3 protein-coding genes (1 of these 3 cut by a window edge) are annotated in these 18,477 nt (G+C 72.1%); 1 reads left to right on the forward strand and 2 read right to left on the reverse strand.

The genetic code is table 11. From position 1 onward, the window contains the following. Positions 1 to 15,726, forward strand: partial view of a type I polyketide synthase gene (locus tag MTQ01_RS13435; protein ID WP_247490078.1) — the final stretch only. The gene continues 15,996 nt to the left of window position 1, outside the view; the window shows 15,726 of its 31,722 coding nt (coding positions 15,997-31,722); its start codon lies beyond the left edge, outside the window; its stop codon occupies positions 15,724 to 15,726. Positions 15,727 to 16,175: 449 nt separating this feature from the next. On the opposite strand, the gene MTQ01_RS13440 is transcribed toward MTQ01_RS13435, so the two are convergent. Then, the gene (locus MTQ01_RS13440) at positions 16,176 to 17,021 is read right to left on the reverse strand and encodes an ABC transporter permease (RefSeq protein WP_247490080.1); all 846 of its coding nucleotides are present in this window, start codon (positions 17,019 to 17,021) and stop codon (positions 16,176 to 16,178) included. 100 nt (positions 17,022 to 17,121) lie between these two features. After that, positions 17,122 to 18,132, reverse strand: a complete 1,011-nt coding sequence (locus MTQ01_RS13445; protein ID WP_247490083.1) for an ATP-binding cassette domain-containing protein — start codon at positions 18,130 to 18,132, stop codon at positions 17,122 to 17,124. Between the last annotated feature and the right edge of the window lie 345 nt (positions 18,133 to 18,477).

Raw genomic sequence — 18,477 nt, forward strand, 5'->3', positions numbered from 1 at the left:
GAGACGACGTGGGAGGCGATTGAGCGGACGGGTATTGACCCGGCCACGCTCAGAGGCAGCCAGACCGGTGTCTTCGCGGGCGTCATGTACAACGACTACGGCAGCATCCTCACCGACGACCAGTACGAGGGCTACCGGGGCAGTGGCAGCGCGGGCAGCGTGGCCTCGGGCCGCGTCTCCTACACGTTCGGCTTTGAAGGCCCCGCGGTCACCGTCGACACAGCGTGTTCGTCGTCGCTGGTCGCCATGCACTGGGCGGCGCAGGCGCTGCGTTCGGGGGAGTGCTCCCTCGCGGTCGCCGGTGGCGTGACCGTCATGGCCACCCCGACCGCCTTCGTCGAGTTCTCCCGCCAGGGCGCACTCTCGCCCGACAGCCGCTGCAAGGCCTTCTCCGACTCCGCCGACGGCGCCGGTTGGTCGGAGGGCGTGGGCATGGTGGTGTTGGAGCGGTTGTCGGATGCACGCCGTCTCGGGCACAAGGTGCTTGCGGTGGTGCGTGGTTCGGCGGTGAACCAGGACGGTGCGTCGAACGGTCTGACTGCGCCGAACGGTCCGTCGCAGCAGCGAGTGATTCGGCAGGCGTTGGCGAGCGGTGGTCTGTCGGCGTCCGAGGTGGACGTCGTCGAAGCACACGGCACCGGCACCACGTTGGGTGATCCGATCGAGGCGCAGGCGCTGCTGGCCACCTACGGTCAGGGCCGCGACGAGGACCGGCCGCTGTGGCTCGGCTCCGTCAAGTCCAACCTCGGTCATACGCAGGCTGCGGCCGGTGTTGCGGGTGTCATCAAGATGGTGATGGCGATGCGCCATGGCGTGCTGCCGCGCACTCTGCACGTGGACGCACCCAGCTCGCACGTCGACTGGTCGGCGGGCGAGGTGGAACTCCTGACCGCCGATCAGGAGTGGCCGGGGGAGGAACGACTCCGCAGGGCCGGTGTGTCCTCCTTCGGTATCAGTGGCACCAACGCGCACGTGATCCTCGAACAGCCCGAGGAGCAGCTCGAGGAGCGGGCTGTCGCGGAGGTGGCTCCGGTTGTCGGGGGTGTCGTTCCGTGGGTGCTCTCGGGTCGTACGCCGGAAGCGCTGCGGGCGCAGGCCGTGCGGCTCGGCGAGTTCCTGACCGCCGGCGGTGAGAACTCCCCGTGGGACGTGGCGTTCTCGCTGGCGACTCAGCGGGCGGTCTTCGACCACCGCGCCGTTCTCTTCGCGGACGACCGCGACACCGCCCTAGCCGCCCTCACCTCACTCGCCGACGGTGAGTCGAACCCCGCGGCCGTCGTTGGTGCTGCCCGTACCGGTGGTACGGCGTTCCTGTTCTCTGGTCAGGGTTCGCAACGGCTGGGTATGGGGCGTGAGTTGTATGGGCGTTTCCCGGTGTTTGCGGAGTCGTTCGATGCGGTGTGTGCCGGTCTTGACGCGCATCTGGAGCGTCCGTTGCGCGAGGTGGTGTGGGGTGAGGACGCCGATGTCCTGAACCGTACGGAGTACGCGCAGGCGGGTCTGTTCGCTGTCGAGGTGGCGCTGTTCCGTCTGGTCGAGTCGTGGGGTGTGCGGCCGGAGTTCGTGGCCGGTCACTCCATCGGCGAGGTCGCCGCGGCGCATGTCGCCGGGGTGTTCTCCCTGGCGGACGCCTGTGCTCTGGTGGCCGCTCGTGGTCGTCTGATGCAGGCGCTTCCGGACGGGGGTGCGATGTGGGCGGTTGAGGCGACGGAGGCCGAGGTCCTTCCGCACCTGGAGTCGGTTGAGGGTGTGTCGGTGGCTGCGGTCAACGGGCCTTCGTCCGTGGTGGTTTCGGGTGTGGCGTCGTCTGTGGAGGCGGTCGCCGACCACTTCCGGGAGCAGGGTCGCCGGGTCAGCGCGCTGCGTGTCTCGCACGCCTTCCACTCGCCTCTGATGGACCCGATGCTGGACGCGTTCCGCGAGGTCGTTGATGGTCTGTCGTTCGGGGAGCCGCGTTTGCCGGTGGTCTCCAATGTGACCGGCCGTCTCGCCGAGGCGGGCGAGTTGACCACTGCGGACTACTGGGTGACCCATGTCCGTGAGGCGGTCCGTTTCCACGACGGAATCACCGCGCTCGTCGAGCAAGGTGCCGCTCGTTTCCTTGAGTTGGGCCCCGACGGCGTACTCAGCGGCATGGCGCGGACCAGCGCGGGAGAGGACAGCGACGCCGCCTTCGTCCCCCTGCTCCGCAAGGACCGGGACGAGGAGACCACCGCCCTCGCTGCCCTGGGTCGGCTCCACGCCACCGGTGTCGCCGTCGACTGGGCGGGCTTCTTCGCCGCTGCCGGCGCACGCGCCGTCGACCTGCCGACCTACGCCTTCCAGCGTGAGCGCTACTGGCCGGCCGTCACCGCCACGACGGCGGCAGACCCGAGGTCGGCCGGTGTCGATGCGGCGGACCATCCGTTGCTGGGTGCGGTGGTGACGCTGCCGGATTCCGGTGGTGTGGTGCTGACGGGTCGTCTGTCGGTGGAGGCGCAGCCGTGGCTCGCCGACCACGTGGTGCTCGGCCGGGTACTGCTGCCCGGCGCGGGCCTGGTGGAACTGGCCCTCGCCGCCGCCGACGCGGCAGGTTGCTCGACCCTTGAGGAACTGACCCTCGCCGCCCCGGTGGTGCTGCCCGAGGACGGCGGCCTCCAGATCCGTGTCGTCGCGGGCCCGCAGATCGACGAGCGTCGGACGTTCGCGATCTACTCCCGCGCCGAGGGCGAGGCGGACGCGCCGTGGACGACTCATGCGTCCGGTTTCCTGGCGGAGGGTGTGGTTGCTGCTGGGTTCGAGTTGTCGCAGTGGCCTCCGGCGGGTGCGGAGGTGTTGCCGGTGGAGGATGCGTATGAGGTGTTCGGTGACCGTGGTTACGGCTATGGGCCGGTCTTCCAGGGGTTGAAGGCAGCGTGGCTGAGGGACGACGAGCTCTTTGCCGAGGTGTCGTTGCCGGAGTCGGAGTCGCAGGAGGCGGGCCGGTTCGGTCTGCACCCCGCGCTTCTGGACGCCGCGATGCACGGCGGGATTCTGAACGACGTCGACGGTGACACCGTCGTCCCGTTCGCCTGGAACAACGTCTCCCTGCACGCCGTCGGCGCCACTGCCGTCCGCGTCCGCGTCGGGAAGCTCGACGGCAACGCGGTCTCCCTCTCCGTCGCCGACATCACCGGAGCTCCGGTCATGACCGTCGGCTCCCTCGCGAGTCGCCCGGTCTCGGCGCAGCAGCTCAGCGCCGCTTCCGGTACCGCGGGTGCGTTGTACGGGACTGAGTGGGTGTCGGTGGATGTTTCTGGTGCGGGTGTGCCGGTGTGGGGTGAGTGGTCGGAGGTGGCGGAGTCGGGTGATGTGGTGCCTGGTGTGGTGGTGTTGAGTGTGGTGCCGGATGTCGGGGCGGATGTGCCGGTGGCTGTGCGTGGTGTGTTGGACCAGGCGCTTGGTGTGGTGCGTTCGTGGCTGGTGGGTGAGCGGTTTGCGGGGTCGCGTTTGGTGGTGGTGACGCGTGGTGCGGCGCCTGTGGGTGGTGCGGGTGATGTGGTGCAGGCTCCGGTGTGGGGCGCGCTGCGTGCCGCATGCGCCGAGAACCCTGGCCGTTTCGCCGTCGTGGATCTCGACGCTTCTGCTGACGGGGCCGTGGATGGTTTGGATGTGGCTTTGGCGGCTGTGGTGTCGGGTGAGTCGGAGGTCGTGGTGCGTGGGGGCGAGGTGCTGGTGCCGAGGTTGGCGCGTTTGCCCGAGGTTGAGGGTGTTGTTCCTGCGCTGGATGGCGAGGGTGTGGTGTTGATTACGGGTGGTACGGGTGGTTTGGGTGCGGTGGTGGCTCGGTATCTGGTTGCTGAGCGTGGTGTGCGTGATCTGGTTCTGACCTCCCGCCGTGGGCTGGATGCTCCGGGTGCGGGTCAACTCGTTGCCGATTTGGTCGAGTTGGGTGCGGTTGTGGAGGTGCGGGCCTGTGACGTCTCGGACCGGGACGCGGTGCGGGGTCTGGTGGGCACGCTGGTTGAGGATCGTGGTCTGCTTGCGGTGGTGCATGCGGCCGGTGTGGGGGACAACGGTCTGATCGGTGCTCTGACCTCGGAGCGGTTTGATGGGGTGTTGGGGCCGAAGGCGGATGCGGCGTGGTGGTTGCATGAGGCGACGTCGGGTCTGGATTTGGCGGCGTTTGTGCTGTTCTCGTCGGCTGGTGGTTTGGTGTTGACGGCTGGTCAGGGCAGTTATGCGGCGGCGAATGTGTTTTTGGATGCGTTGGCTGCGCGTCGTCGTGCTGAGGGTTTGGTGGCGACGTCGATGGCGTTCGGTTTCTGGGATGTGGGTGCGGGGTTGGGTCAGTATTTGTCGGAGGTGGATCGGCGTCGGATGGCGTCGCAGGGTCTGCCGGTGTTGTCGCACGATGCGGGTTTGGCGTTGTTCGCCGCGGGTCTGGACCGGGCAGAAGCAACGGTCGTGCCGTTGCGCGTGGACACTGCTGCTCTGCGCACCCGTACCGACGAGACCCCGGCCCTCCTGCGGGGCCTGGCTCCGGTCCGGCGTTCGTCTGCCGCCCTCGCGTCGGCTTCGGCGGAGGGTTCGTCGCCGGGTGCTCGTCTCGCGGCGCTTCCTGCCGGTGAGCGGCATCGTGCGGTGCTGCAGTTGGTGCGGTCGCAGGTCGCCGCGGTGCTGGGGCACGATTCGGCTGAGGCGATCGGTGCGGAACGGGCTTTCCAGGAGCTCGGGTTCGACTCCCTGGCCGCCACCGAGCTGCGCAATCACCTCAACTCCCAGACCGGGCTGCGACTTCCCGCAACCCTCGTCTTCGACCACCCCAACGCCCTCGCGGTCACCGAGCACATCACCTCCCGCCTCGTCGGCGAGACCGTGCGGACGGCCGAACCGGTGCGGGGCGGTGCGGGTGACCGCATCGACGACGAGCCCATCGCCATCGTCGGCATGGCCTGCCGCTACCCGGGCGGGGTGACCACCCCCGAGGAGCTGTGGCGACTGCTCGAAGACGGTGTCGACACCGTCTCCGACCTGCCGGGCGACCGGGGTTGGGACATCGAGAACCTCTACGACCCGGAGCCGGGCAAGGAGGGCAAGAGCTACACGCGGCGCGGCAGTTTCCTGCACGACGCGGCCCAGTTCGACCCCGGCTTCTTCGGCATCTCGCCCCGCGAGGCCCTCTACATGGACCCGCAGCAGCGCATGCTGCTGGAGACCTCGTGGGAGGCGCTGGAGCGGGCCGGCATCGACCCGGCGACCCTCCGCGGCAGCCGGACCGGTGTCTTCGCCGGCGTCATGTACCACGACTACGCGCTGAACGTGTCGCCCTCCGGCACCGCCGGTGGCAGCGTGGTCTCCGGGCGGCTCTCCTACACCTACGGCTGGGAGGGCCCGGCCGTCACCGTGGACACGGCCTGCTCCTCCTCCCTGGTCGCCCTGCATCTCGCGGTTCAGGCACTGCGGTCGGGCGAGTGCTCCCTCGCGGTCGCCGGCGGCGCCACCGTGATGTCGACGCCCGGCATGTTCGTCGAGTTCAGCCGCCAGCGCGGACTGTCGGTCGACGGCCGCTGCAAGGCGTTCGCGGGCGCGGCGGACGGCGTCGGCTGGTCCGAGGGTGTCGGTGTGCTCCTCGTCGAGCGGCTGTCCGACGCCGTGCGCAACGGGCACCGGGTGCTCGCCGTCGTCAAGGGCACCGCCGTCAACCAAGACGGAGCCTCCAACGGCTTCACCGCGCCCAACGGCCCCTCCCAGCAGCGTGTGATCGGCCAGGCCCTCCGGAGTGCCGGGCTCGCCGCTTCCGAGGTGGACGTGGTCGAGGCGCACGGCACGGGTACGACGCTGGGTGACCCGATCGAGGCGCAGGCACTCTTGGCGACCTACGGCCAGGACCGGCCCGAGGACCGTCCGCTGCTGCTGGGCTCCATCAAGTCCAACATCGGCCACGCGCAGGCCGCCGCCGGTGTCGCCGGTGTCATCAAGATGGTCATGGCGATGGAGCACGGCACCGTGCCGCGCACTCTGCACGTCGACCGTCCGTCGCCGCACGTCGACTGGACCGAGGGCCGGGCCGAACTGGTCACCGAGGAACGGCCGTGGCCGGCCACCGGGCAGCCGCGCCGGGCGAGCGTCTCGGCGTTCGGCCTCAGCGGAACCAACGCGCACGTCGTCCTGGAGCAGGGGCCCGTCCCGGCCGCCGAGGAGACGGGCGCCCCGACCGGTGACCGCGCGCCCGCCGTACTGCCGTGGACCGTTGCCGGTGCCACCCCCGAGGCCCTGCGCGCCCAGGCCGCCCGCCTGGCCGAGGACCTGGAGCGGCGCCCCGACACGGACCCGCTGGACATCGCGTACGCGCTGGCCACCTCCCGCACCGCGCTCGAATCCCGGGCGACGGTGCTGGGCGCCGACCGGGCGGAACTGCTCGCCGGGCTCCGCGCACTGGCCGCCGGCGAGAGCGTTCCCGGCGTGGTGTCGGGCACCGCGCGGTCCGTCGGTACGACCGCCTTCCTCTTCACCGGGCAGGGTGCGCAGCGTCTGGGCATGGGCCGCGAACTGCACGCCGGACACCCGGTGTTCGCCGAGGCGTTCGACGCGGTGTGCGCGGCGCTCGACGAGCACCTCGACCGGCCGCTGCGCGAGGTCGTCTGGGGCGAGGACGCCGAGATGCTGGACCGCACGGTCTACGCGCAGGCGGCCCTGTTCGCCTTCGAGGTGGCCCTCCACCGGCTGCTCGGGGCCTGGGGCGTCACCCCCGACCTCGTTGCCGGACACTCCATCGGCGAGATCGCCGCGGCGCACGTCGCCGGTGTGTTCTCCCTGGCGGACGCCTGTGCTCTCGTCGCCGCCCGTGGTCGTTTGATGCAGGCGCTTCCGGAGGGCGGTGCGATGTGGGCGGTTGAGGCGACGGAGTCCGAGGTCCTTCCGCACCTGGAGTCGGTTGAGGGTGTGTCGGTGGCTGCGGTCAACGGGCCTTCGTCCGTGGTGGTTTCGGGTGTGGCGGAATCTGTCGAGGCAGTCGCCGACCATTTCCGGGAGCAGGGTCGCCGGGTGAGTGCGTTGCGTGTCTCGCACGCCTTCCACTCGCCGTTGATGGACCCGATGCTGGACGAGTTCCGCGAGATCGCGGCACGGCTCTCCTACCAGGAGCCGCGACTGCCCGTCGTCTCCAACGTGACCGGCAGGGTCGCCCGCGCCGGCGAACTCACCACCGCCGACTACTGGGTCGACCACGTCCGCGCTGCCGTCCGCTTCGCCGACGGCGTCGACGCCCTGCGCGACGCCGGCGTGAACCGCTGCGTCGAGATCGGCCCCGAGGCAGTCCTGACCGGCATGGCCCGCACCTGCCTCGACGCCGACCCGGACGGCGAGAGTGGCACCGAGATGCTGCTGGTACCGGCCGCCCGCAAGGGCCGCGCCGAGCCCGACGCCCTCCTCACCGCCCTGGCCCAGCTGCACACCGCCGGCCTGGCCGTCGACTGGGCGGGCTTCTTCGCCGGTACCGGCGCGCGCGCCGTCGACCTGCCGACCTACGCTTTCCAGCGCGGACGCTACTGGCTCACCGCCACCGACGGCGCCCCTGCCGCGAGCAGCGCGGGTGTCGATGCGGCGGACCATCCGTTGCTGGGTGCGGTGGTGACGCTGCCGGATTCCGGTGGTGTGGTGCTGACGGGTCGTCTGTCGGTGGAGGCGCAGCCGTGGCTCGCCGACCACGTGGTGCTCGGCCGGGTACTGCTGCCCGGCGCCGTCCTCGTCGAACTGGCCCTCGCGGCAGGCGAGTCGGCGAACTGCCCGACCCTCGACGAACTGACCCTCGCCGGGCCGCTGGTGCTGCCCGAGCGGGGCGGCGTCCAGGTCCGGGTCGTCGTCGGCGCCCGCGACGCGGACCGCCGTACGGTCGCCGTCTACTCCCGGCCCGAAGGCACCGAGCAGGACTGGACGACTCATGCGTCCGGTTTCCTGGCGGAGGGTGTGGTTGCTGCTGGGTTCGAGTTGTCGCAGTGGCCTCCGGCGGGTGCGGAGGTGTTGCCGGTGGAGGATGCGTATGAGGTGTTCGGTGAGCGTGGTTACGGTTATGGGCCGGTTTTCCAGGGGTTGAAGGCGGCGTGGCTGCGGGGCGAGGAGCTCTTCGCCGAGGTGGCGTTGCCGGAGTCGGAGTCGCAGGAGGCGGGCCGGTTCGGTCTGCACCCCGCGCTCCTGGACGCCTCCATGCACGCAGCCATCCTCAACGACAGCACCACCTCCGACGACGGCACCACGGTTGTGCCGTTCGCCTGGAACAACGTCTCCCTGCACGCCGTCGGCGCTGACGCCGTCCGCGTACGGATCACCACCTCCGACGACGGAGGCATGGACATCCGCGTCGCGGACGTCACCGGAGCCCCGGTCCTGACCGTCGGCTCGATGGTGAGCCGCCCGGTCGACGCCGGCCAACTCGGCGCCGCCTCAGCGGAATCGGGTGCGTTGTACGGGACTGAGTGGGTGTCGGTTGGCGCTGGTGTGGTGGATGTGCCGGTGTGGGCTGAGTGGTCGGAGGTGGCGGAGTCGGGTGATGTGGTGCCTGGCGTGGTGGTGTTGAGTGTGGTGCCGGATGTCGGGGCGGATGTGCCGGTGGCTGTGCGTGGTGTGTTGGACCAGGCGCTTGGTGTGGTGCGTTCGTGGCTGGTGGGTGAGCGGTTTGTGGGGTCGCGTTTGGTGGTGGTGACGCGTGGTGCGGCGTCTGTGGGTGGTGCGGGTGATGTGGTGCAGGCTCCGGTGTGGGGTGCGCTGCGTGCCGCATGCGCCGAGAATCCGGGCCGGTTCGCCGTCGTGGACCTGGACGCGGACGGTTCCGTGGATGCGGACGGGTCTGCGGCTGGTTTGGATGTGGCTTTGGCTGCTGTGGTGTCGGGTGAGTCGGAGGTTGTGGTGCGTGGGGGCGAGGTGTTGGTCCCGAGGCTGACGCGTTTGCCCGAGGCCGAGGGTGTTGTTCCTGCGCTGGATGGCGACGGTGCGGTGCTGGTTACGGGTGGTACGGGTGGTTTGGGTGCGGTGGTGGCTCGGTATCTGGTTGCTGAGCGTGGTGTGCGCGATCTCGTTCTCACCTCTCGTCGGGGTATGGACGCCCCGGGCGCCGGCCAACTCGTCTCTGATTTGGTCGAGTTGGGTGCGGTTGTGGAGGTGCGGGCCTGTGACGTCTCGGATCGGGACGTCGTGCAGGGCCTTGTCGACACGCTGGTTGCGGATCGTGGTCTGCTCGCGGTGGTGCATGCCGCCGGCGTCGGTGACAACGGTCTGATCGGTGATCTGACCTCTGAGCGGTTTGATGGGGTGTTGGGGCCGAAGGCGGATGCGGCGTGGTGGTTGCACGAGGCGACGGCCGGGCTGGATTTGGCGGCGTTTGTGCTGTTCTCGTCGGCTGGTGGTTTGGTGTTGACGGCTGGTCAGGGCAGTTATGCGGCGGCGAATGTGTTCTTGGATGCGTTGGCTGCGCGTCGTCGTGCTGAGGGTTTGGTGGCGACGTCGATGGCGTTCGGTTTCTGGGATGTGGGTGCGGGGTTGGGTCAGTATTTGTCGGAGGTGGACCGGCGTCGGATGGCCTCACAGGGTCTGCCGGTGCTGTCCCACGATGCGGGTCTGGCGTTGTTCGCCGCGGGTCTGGACCGGGCGGAGGCCACGGTCGTTCCGCTGCGGGTGGACACTGCTGCTCTGCGCACTCGTACCGATGAGGTCCCGGCTCTGTTGCGGGGTCTGGCTCCGGCACGGCGTTCCTCTGCCGCTCTGGCGTCGGCTTCGGCCGCTGGCTCGTCTTCGCCGGGTGCGCGTCTCGCGGCGCTTCCTGCCGGTGAGCGGCATCGTGCGGTGCTGCAGTTGGTGCGGTCGCAGGTCGCCGCCGTTCTCGGGCACGATTCGGCTGAGGCGATCGGTGCGGAACGGGCTTTCCAGGAGCTCGGGTTCGATTCCCTGGCAGCCACCGAACTGCGCAACCACCTCAACTCCCAGACCGGGCTGCGACTTCCCGCAACCCTCGTCTTCGACCACCCCAACGCCCTCGCCGTGGCCACGGTCGTGGAGGAGGAACTCGCCGCCGCCCACCTGGTGGCAGATGCGGGAGCCGCCGCGGCCGGGGAGGACGACGGCGTCCGCCGTGCACTGTCCGCCATCCCCGCCCGGCGCCTGCGGGACGCCGGTCTGATGGACACCCTGCTGGAACTCGCCGGTGAATCGGGCGATCTCGGGGACACCGAACGGGACGCTCTCCTCGCCACCCTCGACGAGGACGAGGGAACCGTCAGCGAGGGGGAGGGCGACACGGCCACGGGGACCGACGCCTCGCGCGCCGAGACCGCCCGGCTGCGCCGCGACAACCGCAGGCTCACCGCGGCCCGGCACGAACCCATCGCCATCGTCGGCATGGCCTGCCGCTACCCCGGCGGCGTCTCCTCGCCCGAGGACCTGTGGCGACTGGTCACCACCGGCGACGACGCGATCGTGCCGTTCCCCGAGGACCGCGGCTGGGACCTGTCGATCCTGCGCGACCCCGAGGCCAGGCACCCCGACGGCCTCTACGCCAGGGAGGGCGGCTTCCTCGACGGGGCGGCCGACTTCGACGCCGGGTTCTTCGGGATCTCGCCCCGCGAGGCCCTCGGCATGGACCCGCAGCAGCGTCTCGCCCTGGAGATGTCCTGGGAGGCGCTGGAGCGGGCCGGAATCGACCCGCACACCCTGCGGGGCAGCAGGACCGGCGTCTTCGCCGGCGTGATGTACCACGACTACCCGGGCAGCGACGGCAACGGCAGCGTCGTCACCGGACGCGTCTCCTACAAGCTCGGACTGGAGGGCCCCGCGGTCTCCGTGGACACCGCCTGCTCCTCCTCGTTGGTCGCCCTGCACCTCGCCGTGCAGGCGCTGCGCCAGGGCGAGTGCTCCCTCGCCGTCACCGGCGGTGTCACGGTGCTGTCGACGCCCGCCGTCTTCGCCGAGTTCGGACGGCAGGGCGGCCTCGCCCCCGACGGCCGCTGCAAGTCCTTCGCCGCGGCGGCGGACGGCACCGGCTTCTCCGAGGGCGCTGGCTTCCTCGTCGTCGAACGGCTCTCCGACGCCGTGCGCAACGGCCACGAAGTGCTCGCGGTGGTGCGCGGCTCCGCCGTCAACCAGGACGGCGCCAGCAACGGACTCACCGCGCCCAACGGGCCCTCGCAGCGCCGCGTCATCCGGCAGGCCCTCGCCAACGCCCGGCTCGCCGCCGACCAGGTCGACGCCGTCGAGGCGCACGGCACCGGGACGACCCTCGGAGACCCCATCGAGGCCCAGGCCCTGCTGGCCACCTACGGCCAGGACCGCCCCGAGGACAGGCCCCTGCTGCTCGGCTCCGTGAAGTCCAACATCGGGCACACGCAGGCCGCAGCCGGTGTCGCCGGCGTCATCAAGATGGTGATGGCGCTCCGCAACGACCTGCTGCCCGCCACCCTCAACGTGGACGCGCCGAGCGACCAGGTCGACTGGAGCACCGGCGCGGTGGAACTGCTCACCGAGGCGCACCCGTGGACCGGTGAGGAACGTCCGCGCCGTGCGGGCATCTCCTCGTTCGGCATCAGCGGGACCAACGCCCACATCATCGTCGAGCAGGCGCCGGCCGCGCCCCGACCGGCCGACACCTCCGACGCCCCCGCGCCCGACGCCCCCGCACCGGTCGTGCCGTGGCTGCTCTCCGCCCGCGACCAGGACGCCCTGCGCGCCCAGGCCGAGCGGCTGCACACCCGGCTGACGGCCGACGACGCCGTGCGACCGCTGGACGTCGCCCACGCGCTCGCCACCGGACGGGCCGCGTTCGAGCAGCGGGTCGCCGTCACCGGCGCAGACCGCGACGAGATGCTCGCCGCGCTCGGCGCCGTCGCGCGGGGCGAGGAACCCGCCACCACGACCGGCGAGGGGCTTCTGGCGCTCCTCTTCCCCGGACAGGGTTCCCAGCGGCTCGGCATGGGCCGCGATCTGCACGCCCGGTTCCCGGTCTTCGCGGAGGCGTTCGACGCGGTCTGCGCCGGACTCGACGAGCATCTGGACCGGCCGCTGCGCGAGGTCGTGTGGGGCGAGGACCAGGCCGCTCTCGACAACACCGCGTACGCCCAGGCCGCGCTCTTCGCGCTCGGCGTCGCTCTGCACCGGCTCACCGAGTCGTGGGGCGTCACCCCCGACCTGGTGGCCGGGCACTCCATCGGCGAGATCACCGCGGCCCACGTCGCCGGGGTGTTCTCCCTCGCCGACGCCTGCGCCCTGGTCGCCGCACGCGGCCGGCTGATGGCTGCCCTGCCCGAGGGCGGTGCGATGGCCGCGATCCAGGCCGCCGAGGAGGAGGTGCTGCCGCACCTCACCGACGGGGTCTCCGTCGCCGCCGTCAACGGGCCCGCCTCCGTGGTGGTTTCCGGCGCCGCCGAGGACGTCGAGAAGATCACCGCGATCCTGCGGGAGCAGGGCCGCCGCACGACCGCCCTGCGCGTCTCGCACGCCTTCCACTCCCCGCTGATGGAGCCGATGCTGGCGGAGTTCCGCGCGGTCGTCGCCGGGCTCTCCCCGCAGCCGCCGGTCCTGCCGGTCGTCTCCAACCTGACCGGTGCCACCGCGAGCGAGGAGGAGCTGTGCTCCGCCGACTACTGGGTGCGGCACGTCCGTGAGGCGGTCCGCTTCGCCGACGGTGTCGCCACCCTGCGCGCGGCGGGCGCCACCCGGTTCCTCGAACTCGGTCCGGACGGCGTCGCCTGCGCGATGGCCCGCGAAACGCTCCCCGAGGAGGCCGTCACGGTCGCCGCGCAGCGCCGCACCGGACCCGGTGACGAGGCGCTCGTCGACGCGCTGGCCCGGCTGCACGGCCACGGCGTCCGCGTCGACTGGGCGGCGTTCTTCGCCGGCCTCGGCGCCCGCCGCGTCGAACTGCCCACCTACGCCTTCCAGCGCCGCCGCTTCTGGCCCGAGGACCTGATGGCGCGCGGCGCGGGCGCCGAGGCCGCGGGTCTCGGCGCCGCCGACCACCCGCTGCTCGGCGCGGCGGTGGAACTCGCGGGCACCGAGGGGCATCTCTTCACCGGACGGCTCTCCCGGGGCAGCCACTCCTGGATCGCCGACCACCAGGTCATGGGCGCCGTACTGGTCCCCGGGACCGCCCTGCTGGAGGTCGCCGTGCACGCCGGGAACGTACTCGGCTGCGACCGGGTGGAGGAACTCACCCTCGCCGCGCCGCTGGTCCTCCCGGAGCGCGGCACCGTTCAGATCCAGGTCGGCGTGGGAGGCCCCGACGAGTCGGGCCGCCGCACCCTCGGTATCCACTCCAGGCCCGCCGACGACCCGTCCGCGCCCTGGACCTCGCACGCCGAGGGCACCTTGGCGACCGCGCTCGCCGACACCCCGGACACCGGCTTCGACGCGACCGTGTGGCCGCCCGAGGGAGCCGAACCGCTCGACGTCGACGGGCTCTACGAGCGGTTCGAGGACGCCGGATTCCGCTACGGACCGGTCTTCCAGGGTCTGCGGGCCGCCTGGCGCCGGGACGGCGAGGTCTTCGCCGAGGCCGCTCTGCCCGACGGCACCGATGGCGGCGCGTTCACCCTGCACCCCGCGCTGTTCGACGCCGGACTGCACGCCACCGCCCTCGCCGGGGACGGCGAGGGAGAGGGATCGGGCGGCAGCGTCCCGTTCTCCTGGAACGGGGTGGCCGTGCGCGCCGCCGGCGCCGCCACGGTCCGGCTGCGGCTCTCCCGCGCCGACGACGGCACCCTCGCCATCGCCGTCGCGGACCTCGCGGGCGCGCCCGTCGCCGAGGTCGCCTCGCTGGTGACCCGGCCGATCTCCGCGGCTCAGCTCGGCGGCGACGGAGCCCACCGCGACTCACTGTTCACCGTCGAGTGGGTCACCGCGGAGGAGACCGCGGCGACGGCCGACGGCCCGCTCACCGTCGTCGGCCCCTGTGCCGACCTGCTCGGTGACGATCTCGACGCGCGGATCGTGGCCCGCGCCGCGGACCTCGACGAGGTTCCGGACGTGGTGCTGCTGCCGGTCACCACCGGCCCGGACGCCGCGGAGGCCGCGCGCACCGCGGCCGCCCGGGTCCTGACGGGGCTTCAGGAGTGGCTCGGCGACGAACGGTTCGCCGCCGCCCGTCTGACCGTCGTCACCCGGGGTGCCGTCGACGGCAGCGACCCGGCCGCGGCCGCCGTCTGGGGGCTGGTGCGTGCCGCGCAGGCCGAGCACCCCGACCGGTTCACGCTCCTCGATCTGGAGCCGGGCGCCGAGGTCCGGTCGGTCCTGGCCGTCGCGGCGGCCTCCGCCGAACCGCAGCTCGCGGTGCGCGACGGACGGCTCCTCGCGCCCCGCCTGGTGCGGGCCACCGTCTCCGAGGCCGGCGCGCAGACCGAGGCGACCGAAGGGACCGAAGGGACCAGCCCGGTCTGGGACCCGAACGGCACCGTCCTGGTCACCGGCGGGACCGGCGGCCTCGGCGCCGCGGTCGCCCGCCACCTGGTCGACGAACACGGCGTCCGCGGGCTGCTGCTGGTCAGCAGGAGCGGTCCGGCCGCCACCGGCGCGGACGAACTCGCCGCCGCCCTGCGGGAGTCGGGCGCCGAGGTCACCGTCGCGGCCTGCGACGTCGGCGACCGGGACGCCGTCGACGCGCTTCTCGCGGCCGTTCCCGCGGACCGTCCGCTGCGCGCCGTGATCCACGCGGCCGGCGTGCTGGACGACGGCGTCGTCGACTCCCTCACTCCGCAGCGCCTTGCGGACGTGCTGCGGCCCAAGGCGGACGCGGCCTGGCACCTGCACGAGGCGACGGAGGGGCTCGGGCTCGACGCGTTCGTCCTCTTCTCCTCCGTGGCGGGCGTCCTCGGCAACGCGGGACAGGCCAACTACGCGGCGGGCAACGCCTTCCTCGACGCGCTGGCCCGTCACCGCCGGGAGCGCGGACTGCCCGCCGTGTCCCTCGCCTGGGGTCCCTGGACCCGGGGCAGTGGCATGACCGGCGAACTCGGCGAGGCGGACATCGCCCGGATGACCCGCGCGGGAATGCCCCCGATGACCCCCGAACAGGGCCTGGCCCTCTTCGACACGGTCACCGGAAGCACCTGCGCCCCGGACCTGATGCCGGTCCGGCTGGACCTGGGCGCCCTGCGCGCCCGGGGCGAGGTGCCGCCGCTGTTCCGGTCGCTGATCCGGGTCAACGCTCGGCGCACCGCCCCCGCCGGCGCCGCCGCCGCGGCCGCCGACATCGCCGCGCGGCTCGCCGGGCTCACCCCCGCCGAGGGCCAGGACGTCCTGCTGGACCTGGTGCGCGGCCAGATCGCCACCGTGCTGGGCCACGCCGGACTCGCCGACGTCGAACCGACCCGCGCCTTCCAGGACCTCGGCTTCGACTCGCTGACGTCCGTCGAACTCCGCAACCGGCTCGGCGGCCTGCTCGGGGTACGGCTTCCGGCCACCCTGCTGTTCGACTACCCGACGCCCAGCGAGCTGGTCGACCACCTGTACGCCAGGGTCGCCCCGGCTCCGACCGAGGGACCCGGCGCGGTCCTGGGCGAACTGGACCGGTTGGAGAAGGCGTTGGCGGGTGTCGAGGTCGACCCGGAGCTCTTCGACCAGGTCGCCGGACGGCTGGAGGTGCTGCGCGGCAAGTGGCAGTCCCTGCGCGTCGAGGCACATGGAGCCGGCGGCGGCGCGGCACCGCAGGAGGAGGAGTCCTTCGACTTCGAGTCGGCCTCCGACGAGGACATGTTCGACATGCTCGACAACGAACTGGGCCGCGACTGACCGAATCCCGCCCCAAGGGGGCGTTCACCGGAAGAGCCCTCGGGGCCCGGTGCCCGAACACGGGCACCGGGCCCCGAGGGCTTCCGATTGTTTCCGACCGGTTCGCCGCTCTTCGCAGCTGCGCTGGTCGGGCCTTCGCACGGGACGACCGATCCCCGGCCGCGACCGGTGCCACCAGCCCTCGGCCCAGGGCGTGTTCGGGGCTTCCGGGTCCGTTCCGATGCCTCGTGGTGCCCGCTTTCAAACGTACGGAATCGGACAACTCGGCGCGCCCGGCCAGCCCCTGGCTTGATGTGTGTGCCCGCCCTGCCTGTTTGACTCATTCCGGTTGACCGGAAACGGGCACGGCCCGAGGCCCGGTTCCGGACACGAGAAGAGGCCCGCGGACGCTGAGAATCAACGTCCGCGGGCCTCTTCCCCCGTGCGTGCGGAGGAGTTCGCGCGAGGGGTCAGAGGGGCCGGCGGAAGCCGCGGAGGGCGGCCACCGCACCGACCACGGTGATCACCACACAGATCGCCACGGCGGGGAACGCGTGGTCGAGGCCGGGCATGTCCAGGGCGAGCGCGCGGGTCGCGTCGATGGCGTACGTCAGCGGGTTGACGTTCGCGACCACCTGCAGCCAGGTGGGCAGGTCCGCGACCGGAACGTAGGCGCTGGACGCGAACATCAGCGGGAAGATGAAGATCAGTGCGAGGTTCTGGAGCGGCTCGGCCCGCCGCAGCCAGGCACCGGCCGCGATGAAGGCCCAGCCGAGCGAGAAGCTGATGAACAGCGTCAGACCGGCGGAGAGCGCCAGTTCGGCCAGGCCGCCGTGCGGCGAGTAACCGAGCACCGTCATCGCCAGCACCATGATCACCAGCACCTGGACGGCGCTGCGGACCAGGCCCACCAGGCTCCGCGCCACGAGCAGCGCTCCCGGGTGCACCGGCAGCGAGCGCAGCCGGGCGACCATGCCGTTCTTCTGGTCCTCGACCAGACCCACTCCGGACTGCATCGCCGACTGTGCCGCGTTGTCCACGAGGATGGCGGGCAGCACGTAGTCGAGGTAGCTGACCCCTTCGGGGAAGTTCGGCGGCATGCCCATCTTGCTGAACACCTGCGTCAGCACGAACAGGATCACGATTGGCTGGATCAGGCCGAACAGCACGATGCCCGGATCGGTCACCATGGCGCGAAGCGACCGCCCGGTCAGCACACGGACCTGGGCGAGGAACGAACTCCCGCCGGACACGGGCCGGTCGGCGGCCGCGACGCGGGGCGCCGGTCCGGCCGTGGGGGTGAGCTGGGTGGTCATCGGGTCCTCCACGGGGGACGTCGGTCGGCGGGGGCGTCCGCCGGGGTGGCGCGGGGCTCGTCGGGTCCTGGGTGCCGCGCCGCAGTGGGGCGCGGGGCGCTCACGCCGGGGCCCGGACCGCGGAGCGGTCGGCGAGCGCCAGGTACACGTCGTCGAGGCTGGGCTCGCCGAAGGCCAGCTCGCTCGCCTCGACGCCTGCCTGGTCCAGGGTCCTGATGACGCCCGCTATCTCCCGCGTGGTCTCGGCCGGGACGACGAGGGTGCGCGTCCCGTCCTCCCCGTTGACCGCGGCGAAGCCCGCGACGTGCAGCGCCGCGCGCGACCTGACCAGGTCCTCGCCGGTGTCCAGGGTGAGGGTGACCGTGCGGCGCCCGACGGTCGCCTTCAGCTCGGCCGCCGTTCCGGACGCCACCAGCCGTCCCGCGGACAGCACCGTGATGGTGTCCGCGAGCCGGTCGGCCTCCTCCAGGTACTGCGTCGTCAGGAGCACTGTGGTGCCCTGCCGGACCAGGCCCTCGACGATCTCCCACAGGTTGAGCCTGCTGGTCGGGTCGAGTCCGGTGGTCGGCTCGTCGAGGAAGAGCACGTCCGGGGCGCCGACCAGCGACACCGCGAGGTCGAGCCGCCGCCGCAGCCCGCCCGAGTAGCTGCTCGCCCGCCGGTCGGCGACCTCGGTCAGGCCGAACAGTTCGAGGAGTTCGGTGGCGCGCGCCGCGGCTGCCCGACGTCCCGCGCCGAGCAGCCGGGCGATCAGCACGATGTTCTTGCGGCCGCTGAGCTGCCCGTCCACCGAGGCGAACTGCCCGGTCAGGCCGATGCGACGGCGGATCTCGACGGGGTTGTCGGCCACGTCGAAGCCCGCGACACGGGCCCGCCCCGAGGTGAGCGGCAGCGCGGTGGTGAGGATGTTGACCAGAGTGGTCTTGCCGGCGCCGTTGTGGCCGAGGAGCCCGAGGACCGTGCCGCGCGGGACGGCGACGCTCACCGAGTCCAGGGCGTGGACCGAGCCGAAGGACTTGGTGACGTTGTCCACCTCGATCATCAGGTCTCCGGAACCGGAGCCCGGCGCCGGTCCCGGCCGGGTGACAGGGGGCGTGATGAGCCCGCTCATGAGATGTACTCCCGCTGGTGGGTGGTGCGGTCGGTGGATCACCGGCCGGATGGGCGACGGGGGCCCGGACACCGGGCCCCCGCGTGAGTGCCCCGCCCGCGGAGGGCGGGGGACTGACGATCGTGGCCGGTCACGGCCGGATCGGGCGCCGGGACCGCGGGCGACCGCGCGCCCCGGCCCCGGGCCGCGGGGACAGGGGACCCGGCCCCGCCGGAACCCGGAACACGGCCGCCGGCAGGGCGCCCTCGCGGTACGGGCGTTCGCCGTACGGGCGTACGCCGGGCGGGCGTTCGCGGTACGGGTCTTCGGGGTGCGGGCCACTCCTGAGCCTGCGGCTGTTCGGGG

The sequence above is a fragment of the Streptomyces sp. XM4193 genome (assembly GCF_023072595.1).
Classification (GTDB): domain Bacteria; phylum Actinomycetota; class Actinomycetes; order Streptomycetales; family Streptomycetaceae; genus Streptomyces.

Excerpts from the sequence above, each read along its gene's own strand:
- MTQ01_RS13440 (WP_247490080.1), bottom strand. The coding sequence starts at position 17,021 with ATGACCACCCAGCTCACCCCCACGGCCGGACCGGCGCCCCGCGTCGCG.
- MTQ01_RS13445 (WP_247490083.1), bottom strand. The coding sequence starts at position 18,132 with ATGAGCGGGCTCATCACGCCCCCTGTCACCCGGCCGGGACCGGCGCCG.